Source organism: Microcella humidisoli (genome assembly GCF_024362325.1).
Classification (GTDB): Bacteria; Actinomycetota; Actinomycetes; order Actinomycetales; family Microbacteriaceae; genus Microcella; species Microcella humidisoli.
In genome coordinates, this window is record NZ_CP101497.1 from 2,426,818 (window position 1) to 2,439,833 (window position 13,016).

Consider the following 13,016-nt stretch of genomic DNA (forward strand, 5'->3'; position numbering starts at 1 on the left):
TGGTGGGGGGGCCGCAGACAGCCTAGCGGCGGGTTCCGGCCGCGAGCTCGCCGGCGACCTTCGCCACCTCGGCCACACCGCCCTGCTCGAGAGCCGCGACGAGTCGCGAGCCGACGATCGCACCGTCGGCGTAGCTCAGCACGTCAGCGACCTGCTCGGCGGTCGAGATGCCGAGGCCGACGCAGGCGCTCGTCGACCCGGCCTCGCGCAGCCGGGAGACCACGCCGCGCGCGGCCTTGTCGACGTCGTCGCGCGCTCCGGTGATGCCCATCGTCGACACCGCGTAGACGAAGCCGCGACTCGCGTCGACCGCTTGCCTCATGCGCGCGTCGCTCGACGAAGGCGCGGCGAGGAAGACGCGGTCGAGGTCGTGCTCGGTCGACGCGGTCATCCACTCCGCGGCCTCGTCGGGGATGAGGTCGGGGGTGATGAGCCCCGCTCCCCCGGCGTTCTGCAGGTCGGTCGCGAAGCGCTCGACCCCGTACTGCACGACCGGGTTCCAGTAGGTCATGACGAGCAGCGAGGCGTCGACGCGCGCGCGGATGCGTTCGACCGCCTCGAAGCCGTGGCGCAGGCGGAACCCGTTCCGCAGCGCCGTCTGCGTCGCCCGCTGGATCGTGAGCCCGTCCATGACGGGGTCGCTGTAGGGCAGCCCGAGCTCGACGATGTCGACGCCGTTCTCGACGAGCGCCACGGCGGCATCGACGCTCGCATCGAGGCTCGGGAAGCCCACGGGCAGGTAGCCGATGAGCGCGCCCGAGGCTTCGTCATTGCGGGTGCGGATGGTGTCGGCGACAGTGCTCATGCCGAGGCCTCCGCCGCTGCGGCGTCGAGCAGTCCGAAGTAGCGGGCCGCCGTCTCCATGTCCTTGTCGCCGCGGCCGCTCAGGGAGACGAGCACGATGCCCTCCGGCCCCAGCTCGCGGCCGAGCTCGATCGCACCGTGCAGGGCATGCGCCGTCTCGATGGCAGGGATGATGCCCTCGGTGCGGCTCAGCAGGCGCAGGGCATCCATCGCCTGGGCATCGGTGACGGGGCGGTACTCGGCGCGCCCGATCGAGTCGAGCCACGCGTGCTCGGGGCCGACGCCCGGGTAGTCGAGGCCGGCGGAGATGGAGTGGGACTCCATCGTCTGCCCGTCCTCGTCCTGCAGCATGAGGCTGCGGGCGCCGTGCAGAACGCCGGGGCGGCCCTTCGAGATCGTCGCGGCGTGGAACATCGTGTCGACGCCATCGCCCGCCGCCTCATTGCCGACCAGGCGCACGCTCTCGTCGTCGAGGAAGGCATGGAAGATGCCCATGGCGTTGCTGCCGCCGCCCACGCACGCGACCACGGCGTCCGGCAGTCGACCGGTCAGGGCCAGCACCTGCTCGCGGGCCTCGGTGCCGATGACCGAGTGGAAGTCGCGCACCATCGTCGGGAAGGGGTGCGGGCCGGCGACCGTGCCGAGCAGGTAGTGCGTGTTCTCGACGTTGGCGACCCAGTCGCGCAGTGCTTCGTTGATCGCGTCTTTCAGCGTGCGCGAGCCGACCGTGACGGGCACGACCTCGGCGCCCAGCAGCTTCATGCGGGCGACGTTGAGGGCCTGGCGCTCGGTGTCGACCTCGCCCATGTAGACGACGCACTCGAGGCCGAAGAGCGCGGCGGCCGTCGCGCTCGCGACGCCGTGCTGACCCGCCCCGGTCTCGGCGATGATGCGGGACTTGCCGAGGCGCTTGGCGAGCAGGGCCTGCCCGAGCACGTTGTTGATCTTGTGGCTGCCGGTGTGGTTCAGGTCTTCGCGCTTGAGGATGATGCGCGCGCCACCGGCGTGCTCGGCGAACCGCTTCGCCTCGGTGATGATCGACGGCCGCCCCGTGTAGGTGCGGTGCAGCTCGGCGAGCTCGGCCGCGAATGCCGGGTCGGCTTTCGCCGCCTGGTAAGCGGCGTCGAGCTCGTCAAGCGCGGCGATGAGCGACTCGGGCACGAAGCGCCCGCCGAACTCGCCGAAGTACGGGCCGACCTGTTCGCGCAGATTCATGAGACCGCCAAGAACTCGTTGAGGGCGGCGACAGGGTCGCCGCCGGTGACCAGGGCTTCGCCGACCAGCACCACATCGGCTCCTGCTCGACGGTAGTGCTCGACGTCTGCGACTCCGCTGACTGCCGACTCCGCGATGCGCACCGTGCCGTCGGGGATGCTCGGCGCCAGTCGACCGAACAGATCGCGATCGAGCTCGAAGGTGCTGAGGTCGCGCGCGTTGACGCCGATCACGCTCGCGCCCAGGTCGACCGCTCGGCGCACCTCGTCGGCGTCGTGCGTCTCGACGAGCGGCGTCATGCCGAGCTCGAGGATGAGCGCGTGCAACGCGTGCAGCGTCGGGTCGTCGAGCGCCGCGACGATAAGCAGCACGAGGTCGGCTCGCGCGGCCCGCGCCTCGAGCACCTGGTACGGCTCGGCGATGAAGTCCTTCCGCAGCACCGGGACGCTCACGGCGGCGCGCACGGCGTCGAGGTCGGCCAGGCTACCGCCGAACCGGCGCCCCTCCGTCAGCACGCTGATGGCCGAGGCGCCGCCCTCGGCGTACTGACGGGCGAGCAGGGCCGGATCGGGGATGCTCGCCAGAGCACCGCGCGACGGGCTCGCGCGCTTGACCTCGGCGATCACCTTGATGCGGTCGCCGCGCTGCAGAGCAGCGCGCGCGTCGAGCGCGGGCGCCTGGGCGAGCGCCTCGCGCTCGACCTGGGCGAGAGGGCGCAGTGCGCGGCGCTGCGCCGCGTCGTCGAGCGCCCCGGCGACGAGGCCGTCGAGCACTTAGGAGTGCACCTTCGGGAAGTACTTCGGCCCGCGCACGCCGTAGCCGGCCTTGGCGAGCAGCCCGCCGATGATCCAGCCCACGAGCACGAGGGCCGCACTCGCCCAGACCAGCCAGGCGAGCTCGAAGAAGAAGGCGACCGTGCCGATCGTGAAACCGACGAGCATGATGGTCACGGCGGTCCAGGCGGCGGGCGAGTGTCCGTGGCCGGGGTCGTTCTGCGCGTTCATCATCACTCCTGTGGGGATCGGTCGGTTGGGTGCGAGTCTATCGTGCCGTCGGGTCGTCGCCGTCGCTCAGCGCATCCCAGGCGTCGAGCCGAGCGCTATGGCCTGAGCCCTCCGCCGGCGCGAGCCGAACGGCGTCGTAGCGTCGCGTGCGCGGGGGCCAGCGGGATGCTGTGGCGGCGATGAACAGGCCGATGGCGACGCCGGCGGCACCCGCCGCGATCGCGACCCCGGGCCAGGGGGTGAGGGCGGCGTCGGAGACGAGAGCCCGGAGGGCCGCGTCGCCCGCGATACCGGTCGTCTCGGTGATGCGGGCGGCCGCGGAGGCGACCGGATCGCCGACCGCGAGCACGCCGGAGACGGCGATGCCAAGACCGAGCAAGGACTGCAGGAGCCCGAGCAGCACCCGGAAGACCGGACCGGCGAGAGCGAGAGCGCCGACGAGCGCGAGCGCCGCGAGTGCGAGGGGCGGCACGGCGGGCGCGGCGGCATCCCCCGCAGCGATCACCACGCGCTCATCCGCCAACGTCACGATCACCCAGGGCTGCGACCACGCAAGGAACGCGGTCGCCCCGACCAGGACGGGCAGCAGCAGGGCGAGCAACCGCACCCGGCGCGACCCCGCGGGAGGGCCCTCGGGGGTCGTCGCTGACTCGACGCTGTCGGTCATGGTGTGCCCCGGTGGAGGGCGTTGGCGATCGCGACAGCGCGCAGCGGAGCGGCGGCCTTCGAGAGGGTCTCCTGGAACTCGGTCTCCGGCACCGAGTCGGCGACGAGCCCCGCGCCGGCCTGCACGCGAGCCACACCGTCGGCGAGGAAGGCCGTGCGGATCGCGATCGCGAGATCGAGATCGCCGGAGAAGCCGAAGTACCCGACGACTCCCCCGTAGACACCGCGGCGGGCGGGCTCGAGCTCGTCGATGATCTGCAGCGCCCGCGGCTTCGGCGCTCCGCTCAGGGTGCCGGCGGGAAAGGTGGCCCGGAACACGTCGATGGGCGTGACGTCGGATCGCAGGTCGCCCTCGACGCTCGAGACGAGGTGCATGATGTGGCTGAAGCGCTCGACCTGCATGAACTCGGTCACCTCGACCGAACCGGCCCGGCAGACCTTCGACAGGTCGTTGCGGCCCAGGTCGACGAGCATGAGGTGCTCCGCCTGCTCTTTGCGGTCGGCGAGCAGTTCGTCGGCGAGCTCTCCGTCGCGCTCCGGGGTGTCGCCGCGCGGCCGGGAGCCCGCGATCGGGTGCGTGTAGACGCGCCCGTCGGTCACCTTCACGAGTGCCTCGGGTGACGACCCGACGATCGCGTACGGCGCGCCCTCGGCGGTCTCGAGGGCGAGCGCGTACATGTAGGGCGAGGGGTTGAGTGCGCGCAGCACGCGGTAGACGTCGAGGGGGCTCGCCGTGAGCTCGTGGTCGAAACGCTGCCCGACCACGACCTGGAACACGTCGCCATCGCGGATGAACTGCTTCGAGCGCTCGACCGCTGCGAGGAACTCGGCGGGGGTCGAGCGGTGATGCGGTCGCGGTGCGGTGTCGAGGTCGATCCGCGCGATGCCGGGCTCGGCCGGGGCGGCGAGGGAGGCTTCGAGCGCGTCGAGCCGCTGCTGGGCATCCGACCACAGCGCCTGCTCGTCGTCGACACCGTCGCCGAGCGCGCTCGCGATGAGCGAGACGGTGCCCTGTCGGTGGTCCATGACGATGAGCTCGCTCACGAAGGCCATCGCCAGCTCGGGGCAGGGGAAGTCGCTGGGCGGCGCATCCGGCAGGTGCTCGACCTGCCGCACGGCGTCCCAGCCGATGAACCCGACGAGCCCGCCCGTCAACGGCGGATTGCCGGGCACGTCGGGCGAGCGCCAGCGCGCGTAGAGAGCGTCGAGGGCCGCGAGGGTCGTGGAGGGCATGGGGCCGCCGAACGCGCGCTCGGCATCCAGCGAATCGGCGAGCCAGACAGCGGCGCCCTGGTGCTCGGTCAGCACCCCGAACGAGCGCACGCCGACGAAGGAATAGCGCGACCAGATGCCGCCCTGCTCGGCGGATTCGAGCAGGAAGCCGCCCGTGCGGCCCTCGGCGAGGGAACGGTAGAGGCCGACCGGCGTGAGCGCGTCGGCGAAGAGGGTGCGGATGACCGGCACGACCCGCGCGGTGGCCAGCTGCCGGGCGAACTCCTCGCGCGTCGTCGTGCTCACGAGCGGGCTCCCACAACGGGCTCGAGCGGGTCGACGTCGAAGCAGGAGCGCGCGCCCGTGTGGCACGCCACGCCTACCTGGTCGATCTGCACGAGCAAGGTGTCTCCGTCGCAGTCAAGCGCGGCGCCGCGCACGTGCTGCGCGTGGCCGCTCGTGTCGCCCTTGCGCCAGTACTCCTGCCGCGAGCGGCTCCAGAACGTCACACGGCCCTCGGTGAGCGTGCGGCGCAGCGCCTCGGCGTCCATCCAGCCGACCATGAGCACCTCGCGCGTGTCGTGCTGCTGGATGACGGCCGGCAGCAGCCCGGCCGCATCGAACCGCACGCGGTCGAGCACCGCATCGATGTCGAGCTCGCTCATCGCACGCTCATCCCCTCTGCGCGCAGCGCATCCTTGACCTGGCCGACCGTGAGCTCCGCGTTGTGAAAGACGCTCGCCGCGAGCACGGCGTGGGCACCGGCCGCCACCGCGGGGGCGAAGTGCTGCAGCGCTCCTGCGCCACCCGAGGCGATCACGGGCACGCTCGAGATCTCGGCGATCGCCTCGATGAGCTCGAGATCGAATCCGTTCTTCGTGCCGTCGGCGTCGATCGAGTTGACGAGCAGCTCGCCGGCGCCGCGCTCGATCGACTCGCGCGCCCACGCGACGGCGTCGATGCTCGTGCGCTCTCGACCGCCATGGGTCGTGACGACGAAGCCGCTCGGTGCCGCGGCATCGCGCGTGACGTCGAGCGAGAGCACGCAGACCTGGGCACCGAATCGGTCGGCGATCTCATCGATGAGCGCGGGGCGTGCGATGGCGGCGCTGTTGACGCCGATCTTGTCGGCCCCGTGGGCGAGCAGTCGAGCGACGTCGTCGACCGCGCGCACGCCGCCCCCGACCGTGAGCGGGATGAACACCTGCTCGGCCGTCGCCCGGACGAGGTCGAACATCGTCTCGCGGTTGTCGACCGTGGCCTTCACGTCGAGGAACGTGATCTCGTCGGCACCCTGCTCGTAGTAGGTGCGCGCGAGTTCGATGGGGTCGCCCGCGTCGCGCAGATCGAGGAAGTTGACCCCCTTGACCACGCGGCCCGCGGCGACGTCGAGGCAGGGGATGACCCGGACGGAGACGGCCATCAGATGCGGGCGGCGTGGATCGAGCTGACGAGGATCGCCCGGGCACCGAGCTCGTAGAGCGCGTCCATGACGTGATTGGTCTCGTCGCGCGGCACCATGGCCCGCACGGCGACCCACGAGCCGTCGGCGAGGGGCGAGACAGTGGGCGACTCGAGGCCCGGCGTGATGGCCTGCGCCCGCTCGAGGAGTTCGCGGGGCAGGTCGTAGTCTATGAGCACGTACTGCCGCGCGACGAGCACGCCCTGCAGTCGCCGTTGCAGCGTCGCGATGCCGGCCCGGTCGGGTTGCGCGCTGATGAGCACGGCCGTCGACTCGAGGATGACGGGGCCGACGATCTCGAGGCCCTGCGCGCGTAGGGTCGAGCCGGTCGAGACGACGTCGGCCACCGCATCCGCCACCCCGAGGCGCACCGCCGATTCGACGGCGCCGTCGAGGCGGATGAGCTGAGCAGTGATGCCGTGCTGGGCGAGGAAGCCGCCCACGAGCCCCGGGTAGCTCGTCGCGACGCGCACGCCCGCGAGATCGGCGAGCGTCGACACGGTGCCGGGAGGGGCGGCGAAGCGGAAGGTCGAGCCGCCGAAGTCGAGCGGCTGGATCTCGACGGCGGCCGAGCCGGAGTCGAGCAGCAGGTCGCGGCCCGTGATGCCCACATCGAGCGCGCCCGAGCCGACGTAGGTCGCGATGTCGCGCGGGCGCAGGTAGAAGAACTCGACGCCGTTGCGCGGGTCGGCGACCGTGAGCGCGCGCGGGTCGCGGCGCCCCGCATAGCCCGCCTCGACGAGCATCTCGACGGCGGTCTCGGAGAGCGAACCCTTGTTGGGTACCGCGATTCTCAGCATGGTCTGGTCTCTTCGGTGTTGGCGCGCCCGTGCCGGGCCGCAAGTGGTCTAGAGGTGCTTGTAGACGTCGTCGAGCGTGAGGCCCTTCGCCAGCAGCAGCACCTGCAGGTGGTACAGCAGCTGCGAGACCTCTTCGGCCGTCTGCTCGTCGGTCTGGAACTCGGCGGCCATCCACACCTCGGCGGCCTCCTCGACGATCTTCTTGCCGATCGCATGGATGCCCGCATCGAGTTGCGCGACGGTTCCCGAGCCCTCGGGGCGCACGCGCGCCTTCTCGCTCAGCTCGGCGAACAGCGCGTCGAAAGTCTTCACCGGCCCAGGCTACCGGGCCGGTGCCGTGCGTTCGCGCGGTTAGGAGACGCCGAGCAGGTCGATGACGAAGACGAGCGTCTTGCCCGACAGACGATGACCGCCGCCGGCGGGACCGTAGGCGAGGTGCGGCGGGCAGACGAGCTGGCGGCGACCGCCGACCTTCATGCCGGGGATGCCCTTCTGCCAGCCGGCGATGAGGCTGCCGAGCGGGAAGTTGATCGACGATCCGCGGTTCCACGAGGCGTCGAACTCCTCGCCCGTCTCGAACTCGACGCCGACGTAGTGCACGTCGACCGTCGACCCGGGGGCCGCCTCGGCGCCAGTGCCGACGACGAGGTCGGTGATGACGAGGTCGGTGGGCGCGGGTCCCTCGAAGAAGTCGATCTCGGGCTTCGTGTTCTGGCTCATACGTCCATCCAATCAGACCCGGCCGGGCGTTCCGTGCGAGTGCGCCTCCGCGGCCGAGCGCAGCTCGGCGATGGCGGCCTCGACGCTGTCGCGGCCGTACACGGCCGACCCGGCGACGAAGGTGTCGGCGCCCGCCTCGGCCGCGATGCCGATCGTGTCGAGCGCGATGCCACCGTCGACCTGCAGCCACACGTCGAGCCCGTGGCGCTCGACGGCCTGCCGCAGCGTGCGCAGCTTCGGCATCGTCTCGGCCATGAACGACTGCCCGCTGAAACCGGGCTCGACTGTCATGACGAGCACCTGATCGAACTCGGGCAGCAGCTCGAGGTACGGCTCGATCGCGGTGCCGGGCTTGACCGCGAGTCCGGCGCGGCTGCCGCGTTCGCGCAGCGCGCGCGCCGTCTCGACGACATCGCTCGCGGCTTCGGCGTGAAAGGTGACCGAGAACGCCCCGAGCTCGGCGTAGCCGGGTGCCCACCGGTCGGCATCGCTGATCATGAGATGCACGTCGAGCGGAATCGGCGCGATCGCCTGCAGCCGACCGACCATCTGCGGACCGAAGGTGAGGTTCGGCACGAAGTGGTTGTCCATGACGTCGACGTGCACGAGATCGGCGCTCGCGATGCGCTCGACATCGCGCTGCAGGTTCACGAAGTCCGCCGACAGGATGCTCGGATTGATGCGCACGGTCACGTCGCCAGCGTAGCGAGGCGCGTCAGCAGCTGGATGAACATCGCATCGGTTCCGTGCCGGTGCGGCCAGAGCTGCGCGGCTCCATGCGGCAGCTCGCCGAGATCGAGCGGGGTGAGCGTGAGCCCCGCGAGCACGGCCCGTGCGTCGAGCGGGGCGACCTCGTCGGGGCGCTCGGTGAGGAGGGCATCCACGATCGCGGTCGTCTCGTCGGGGTGCGGCGAGCACGTCACATAGGCGAGCACTCCCCCGGGCCGCAGCGCCGCGAGCGCGCTGCGCAGCAGCTCGCCCTGCAGCGCGGCGAGCGGGGCGACATCGGCCTCGGTCTTGCGCCAGCGGGCCTCGGGTCGGCGGCGCAGGGCCCCGAGTCCCGTGCAGGGGGCGTCGAGCAGGATGCGGTCGAAGGCGCGCGGTTCGCTCGCGCCGATCGCGCGGCCGTCTCCGACGCGCACCTCGACGCCGGGATCGACCGCGTGCAGCGCCCGGCGGACGAGCTCGGCGCGCGCGGGCACGACCTCGTTCGCGACGAGGTCGGCGCCGGCCGCGCGGGCTTCGGCGGCGAGCAGCGCGGCCTTGCCGCCCGGACCGGCGCACAGGTCGAGCCAGCGCTCCCCCGCTCCTACCGGGTGCGCGCGGGACAGCGCGAGCGCCGCGAGCTGCGAACCCTCGTCCTGCACCCGGGCGGAGCCCGCGGCGACGGCGGGGTGCGCGGCGGGGTCGCCCGCCGCCGATCGGGCGCCGACCGGCGAGTAGGACGTGCGCTCGCCGAGCGTCTCGGGGCCGCTCAGCCCCGGAAGCGACGCCAGCGTCACGCGGGGCGGCAGATTGTCGGCCACGAGCAGCGCCTCGAGCTCGGCGCCCCGACCCTCCCGCTCGAGGGCTGTGCGCAGCGCCCCCACGAGCCACGGAGGATGGGCGTGCGCGACGCCGGCGCGCTCATCGGAGTCGGTGACCCCCTCGAGCAGGCGCCCGGTCCAGGTCGCGTCGTCGTCGCGCGAAATGGTGCGCAGCACAGCGTTGACGAACCCGGTCGTTCGGGCGGCGCGTGCCCGGCGCGTCAGCTCGACCGTCTCGCCGACGGCAGCGTGGGCGGGCGTGCTCATGCCGAGCAGCTGGTGCGCCCCGAGCCGCAGCACGTCGAGCGCGACGGGATCGATCGCGCCGATCTCCCGACTCGCGGCGAGAGCGATGACCCGGTCGTAATGGCCCCGACGACGCAGCGTGCCGTAGGTCAGCTCGGTCGCGAAGGCCGCGTCGGCTCCCGTCAACCGCGCACGGCGCAGGCGCGGCGGCAGCAGGAGATTGGCATAGGCATCGTCGTCGGCGACCGCACGCAGCACGTCGAAGGCCACCTGGCGCGGCGTCGCCGTGGTGCGCGCCCGGGCTCGCGACCCCTCCGACTGCGGCCGGTCGGTCACGTGAACACCGGCTCGCGGTCGGCGGGCAGCCCTCGGGCCCAGTCCGCTGCGGGCATGGACTGCTTGCCCGCGGGCTGCACCCGCAGCAGCTCGAGGGGGTGCGTCGCGGTGCCGACCAGCACGCGACCGCCCGTGCGACGCACCCGTCCCGGCGGGAGGGGCGCAGCATCCCGCGCGATCGCCGCCTCGTGGATCTTGATGATCTGCTCCGCCCAGCGGGTGAAGGCGCCCGGCTCGGGCGTGACGCCCCGCAGCCGCGCGTGCACGGCCTCCGCGGGTTCAGCCCAGTGCAGCTCGGCATCGTCGCGCTCGAGCTTGGGCGCGAGCGTCACCTCGCCCTCTTGCGCCCGCGCGACGGCCGTTCCCGCCGCGAGGGCATCGACGACCTCGAGCACGAGATCGGCTCCCGACCGACTGAGCTCGTCGAGGAGCGAGCCGGCCGTGCGCTGTGCGCCGATCGGTGTCGTCAGGCGCGCGAACCACTCGCCCTCGTCGAGGCCCTCGGTCAACTGGAACACCGTCGCCCCGGTCTCGGCGTCGCCGGCGATGATCGCGTGCTGCACGGGGGCCGCGCCGCGCCAGCGCGGCAGCAGCGAGAAGTGCAGGTTGATCCAGCCGAGGCGGGGCCACGTGAGCAGCGGTGGGCGCACGAGGGCCCCATAGGCGACGATGACGCCGAGATCGACGGCCAGCGGCAGCAGCTCGGACTCGATCTCGCCGAGGCGCCGCGCCTCGAGCACGGGCAGGCCGAGTCGCTGCGCTTCGACCGCCACGGGGGTCGGCGACAGCACCCGTCGGCGACCCTGCGGCGTGGGCGGGCGGGTGATGACCCGCACGACCTCGTGCTCGCTCGCCGCGAGGGTCGTCACGGAGGGAACGGCAGCCTCGGGGCTGCCGGCGACGACGAGACGCAGCGCGGGCATGCCCCCATTCAACCGGATGCCCGCACGCGGCTCGACCGCCTCAGGGACCCGGCGGGCGTCCCGTCGGGTCGTCGAACGGCTCGGTGTCGTCGAACCGCACGCGCAGCGCCGGCACGCGGCGCCGCGGCGGCGCTCCCGGCACCCGCGGGGCGCGGGCGGTCGCACCGCGAACGAGCTCGGCCTTGAGCAGCCCGGCGACCTCGGCGCCACGGCCGTAGTCGAGGCGCACGATGGCCCGAACGCGGCCCTCGTCGAGCTCGATGGGGCCGAGCACGTCGACGCCGTCGAGGTCGTCGAGCAGTGCGGTCGCGCGCGCGACGGCCTCCGGTGTGCCCGCGAGCGCCGCCACCCTCACGGCGGGCGGGAAGCGGAGCGTGCGGCGGTCGGCGAGCTCGCTCGCGGCGATGCGCTCGGGGCTGCCCGTCGCCAGCGCGGTCGCGACAGGCCCACCGACGCCGACGAGCAGTACGGGCGCGTCGGGGGCTGCCAGGGCGGCCGCGTTGCACCACGAGCGCACGCAGTCTTCGACAACGCGCAGGCTCTCGCGCGCGAGCATCCCCTCGCCGTCGAGCAGCAGCACCGCGCGGTAGCCGCCCGGAACGAGCGGCTCAGCGCCGCGCGTCGCGACGACGAGCGTGCGACCGGCCGGTGCCGATTGCAGCGGAGTCGCGCCGTCGGAGACCACGACGCGGGCGCCAGGGAAGGCTCGACCGAGCTCGTCGGCCGTGCGCACAGACCCCTGCCCCACCGTGCGCCAACGCTCCCCCTCGCACGTCGCGCAGCGCCACCCGACCGCGAGCGCGCCGCACCAGCGACACGAGGCCGCGGCACCCGCGCGCGGGATGCCGAGCGGACCGCGGCAGGTCGTGCAGCGGGCGGTCTCGCCGCAGTCGACGCACGCCAGGCGCGGCGCGTAGCCGGGCCGAGCCACCTGCACGAGCACCGGACCGCGCTGCAGGGCGTCAGCGACGGCGCGCCACGCACTCGACGGGATGCGGGCCCGCGCCGCGGCCGCGTCGGGCGCCGTCTGGTGGGCCGTCGGCGTGATGCGGCGCCGCCAGCGGCCGCTCGGCTCGACCGCGGACATCCACCCGAGCTCGACCAGGCGCTGCACGTCGGTGCTGCGTGCGTGGGCGGCGAGCACGAGTGCGCATCCTGCATCCTCCTGCCGCAGGAGCGCCAGATCGCGACTGTGGATGCCCGGCGCATGCGGCTCGACGTGCAGGCCGTCACCGTCATCCCAGACGGCGATGAGCCCGAGGGCGGGGGCGGGCGCGAGCAACGCCGACCGGTTGCCGATGACGATGACTGGTCGCGGCTCGAGCGTGCGCAGGAATGCCCGGTAGCGGTCGGCCGCGGGCTGCACGGCATCGATGCGGGCGACGTCCTCTGCGGGCGCGAGCGCGGCGAGGCAGCTCGAGAGGTGGTCGAGGTCGCGGTAGTCGGGAACACTGATGATCGCGCTGCGGCCCGCGGCGAGGCTCGCCGCGGCGAGTTCGGCGAGGGTGCGCAGGGCGGCCGGCACCCACGAGCCATCGGCGAGCTCGACCGGGGTGGGGATGGCGGTGAGGGCGACGCGGCGGCGCGCCTCGGACTCGTCGGTACCGACGGCGACGAGCGGGTCGCCCGCGCCGGGCAGGACCGCGGCGAGGGACTCGGCGGCATAGCCGGTCACGGCGGGCGCCGAGGGGCGCGTGGTCTCGCGGGCGGCGGTTGCGGCGGCCGACTCGGCACGGCGCGCGAGCCAGGCCTTCTCGACCCGCACCTGCCGCGGCGGCACCGCGAGTCGAACGAGGTCGCTCGCGACGCCCGCCGCACGATCGGCGGCGCGCCGCACGAGCCGCCACACCACGGCGTCGAGCACGGGCGCGGGCGAGACGACCTCGTCGAGCTCGCTCAGCACTCCCTCGTAGCCGACCTCGTCGGCGAGCTCGACGATGTAGCCCTTCGCCTGTCGCCCGGCGGATCGCAACGGCACGAGCACGCGCACGCCCGGCTGCGCGAGCTCTCTCCAGCGGTCGGGGATGCGGTAGTCGAACAGCCGGTCGAGCTGCGGCAGGGGCGAATCGAGCAGCACCCGGGCGATGGATGCCGAGGACACG

Annotated in this window: 15 protein-coding genes; all 15 read right to left on the reverse strand. The window is 73.0% G+C overall.

From position 1 onward, the window contains the following. Positions 1–22 precede the first annotated feature (22 nt). Genes trpA through NNL39_RS11915 form a run of 15 tightly spaced genes read right to left on the reverse strand, consistent with a single transcriptional unit; the run spans position 23 to position 13,015 of the window. Positions 23–805: a tryptophan synthase subunit alpha gene (gene trpA, locus NNL39_RS11845; RefSeq protein WP_255159481.1), complete on the reverse strand. Its 783-nt coding sequence runs from the start codon at positions 803–805 to the stop codon at positions 23–25. After that, positions 802–2,019 (reverse strand): tryptophan synthase subunit beta, encoded by a 1,218-nt coding sequence (trpB, locus tag NNL39_RS11850; protein WP_255159482.1) that lies wholly within the window; start codon positions 2,017–2,019, stop codon positions 802–804. Before trpB ends, trpA begins: the two co-directional genes overlap by 4 nt. Then, positions 2,016–2,792, reverse strand: a complete 777-nt coding sequence (gene trpC / locus NNL39_RS11855; RefSeq protein ID WP_255159483.1) for an indole-3-glycerol phosphate synthase TrpC — start codon at positions 2,790–2,792, stop codon at positions 2,016–2,018. Before trpC ends, trpB begins: the two co-directional genes overlap by 4 nt. Next, positions 2,793–3,026, reverse strand: a complete 234-nt coding sequence (locus tag NNL39_RS11860) for a DUF6704 family protein (RefSeq protein WP_322972917.1) — start codon at positions 3,024–3,026, stop codon at positions 2,793–2,795. It lies immediately after the preceding gene. Positions 3,027–3,060: 34 nt separating this feature from the next. Then, complete coding sequence (locus NNL39_RS11865) at positions 3,061–3,690, reverse strand: Trp biosynthesis-associated membrane protein (RefSeq protein ID WP_255159485.1); 630 nt, start codon at positions 3,688–3,690, stop codon at positions 3,061–3,063. Beyond that, positions 3,687–5,207, reverse strand: coding sequence for an anthranilate synthase component I (locus tag NNL39_RS11870; protein WP_255159486.1), 1,521 nt, complete (start codon positions 5,205–5,207; stop codon positions 3,687–3,689). Before NNL39_RS11870 ends, NNL39_RS11865 begins: the two co-directional genes overlap by 4 nt. Then, a complete protein-coding gene (gene hisI, locus NNL39_RS11875) occupies positions 5,204–5,566 on the reverse strand; it encodes a phosphoribosyl-AMP cyclohydrolase (protein WP_255159487.1) in 363 nt (120 codons plus the stop codon). The genes NNL39_RS11870 and hisI overlap by 4 nt, the downstream gene beginning before the upstream one ends. Then, the gene (gene hisF / locus NNL39_RS11880) at positions 5,563–6,324 is read right to left on the reverse strand and encodes an imidazole glycerol phosphate synthase subunit HisF (RefSeq protein ID WP_255159488.1); all 762 of its coding nucleotides are present in this window, start codon (positions 6,322–6,324) and stop codon (positions 5,563–5,565) included. The genes hisI and hisF overlap by 4 nt, the downstream gene beginning before the upstream one ends. Beyond that, on the reverse strand, positions 6,324–7,163 hold the full coding sequence (gene hisG, locus NNL39_RS11885; protein WP_255159489.1) for an ATP phosphoribosyltransferase: 840 nt from the start codon (positions 7,161–7,163) through the stop codon (positions 6,324–6,326). Before hisG ends, hisF begins: the two co-directional genes overlap by 1 nt. A 48-nt stretch (positions 7,164–7,211) precedes the next feature. Continuing rightward, positions 7,212–7,475, reverse strand: a complete 264-nt coding sequence (locus NNL39_RS11890; RefSeq protein WP_255159490.1) for a phosphoribosyl-ATP diphosphatase — start codon at positions 7,473–7,475, stop codon at positions 7,212–7,214. Positions 7,476–7,514: 39 nt separating this feature from the next. After that, on the reverse strand, positions 7,515–7,883 hold the full coding sequence (locus NNL39_RS11895; RefSeq protein ID WP_255159491.1) for an FKBP-type peptidyl-prolyl cis-trans isomerase: 369 nt from the start codon (positions 7,881–7,883) through the stop codon (positions 7,515–7,517). A gap of 12 nt (positions 7,884–7,895) precedes the next feature. Continuing rightward, positions 7,896–8,576, reverse strand: a complete 681-nt coding sequence (gene rpe, locus NNL39_RS11900) for a ribulose-phosphate 3-epimerase (protein ID WP_255159492.1) — start codon at positions 8,574–8,576, stop codon at positions 7,896–7,898. Continuing rightward, on the reverse strand, positions 8,573–9,991 hold the full coding sequence (locus NNL39_RS11905) for an RsmB/NOP family class I SAM-dependent RNA methyltransferase (protein ID WP_255159493.1): 1,419 nt from the start codon (positions 9,989–9,991) through the stop codon (positions 8,573–8,575). Before NNL39_RS11905 ends, rpe begins: the two co-directional genes overlap by 4 nt. Next, a complete protein-coding gene (gene fmt / locus NNL39_RS11910; protein WP_255160949.1) occupies positions 9,988–10,905 on the reverse strand; it encodes a methionyl-tRNA formyltransferase in 918 nt (305 codons plus the stop codon). The genes NNL39_RS11905 and fmt overlap by 4 nt, the downstream gene beginning before the upstream one ends. Positions 10,906–10,954: 49 nt before the next feature. Further along, positions 10,955–13,015 (reverse strand): primosomal protein N' family DNA-binding protein, encoded by a 2,061-nt coding sequence (locus NNL39_RS11915; protein ID WP_255159494.1) that lies wholly within the window; start codon positions 13,013–13,015, stop codon positions 10,955–10,957. Between the last annotated feature and the right edge of the window lies 1 nt (position 13,016).

Coding starts and splice junctions, on each gene's coding strand:
- NNL39_RS11895 (WP_255159491.1), bottom strand. CDS start 7,883: ATGAGCCAGAACACGAAGCCCGAGATCGACTTCTTCGAGGGACCCGCG.
- hisG (WP_255159489.1), bottom strand. CDS start 7,163: ATGCTGAGAATCGCGGTACCCAACAAGGGTTCGCTCTCCGAGACCGCC.
- trpA (WP_255159481.1), bottom strand. CDS start 805: ATGAGCACTGTCGCCGACACCATCCGCACCCGCAATGACGAAGCCTCG.
- NNL39_RS11865 (WP_255159485.1), bottom strand. CDS start 3,690: ATGACCGACAGCGTCGAGTCAGCGACGACCCCCGAGGGCCCTCCCGCG.
- NNL39_RS11860 (WP_322972917.1), bottom strand. CDS start 3,026: ATGATGAACGCGCAGAACGACCCCGGCCACGGACACTCGCCCGCCGCC.
- hisF (WP_255159488.1), bottom strand. CDS start 6,324: ATGGCCGTCTCCGTCCGGGTCATCCCCTGCCTCGACGTCGCCGCGGGC.
- trpB (WP_255159482.1), bottom strand. CDS start 2,019: ATGAATCTGCGCGAACAGGTCGGCCCGTACTTCGGCGAGTTCGGCGGG.
- hisI (WP_255159487.1), bottom strand. CDS start 5,566: ATGAGCGAGCTCGACATCGATGCGGTGCTCGACCGCGTGCGGTTCGAT.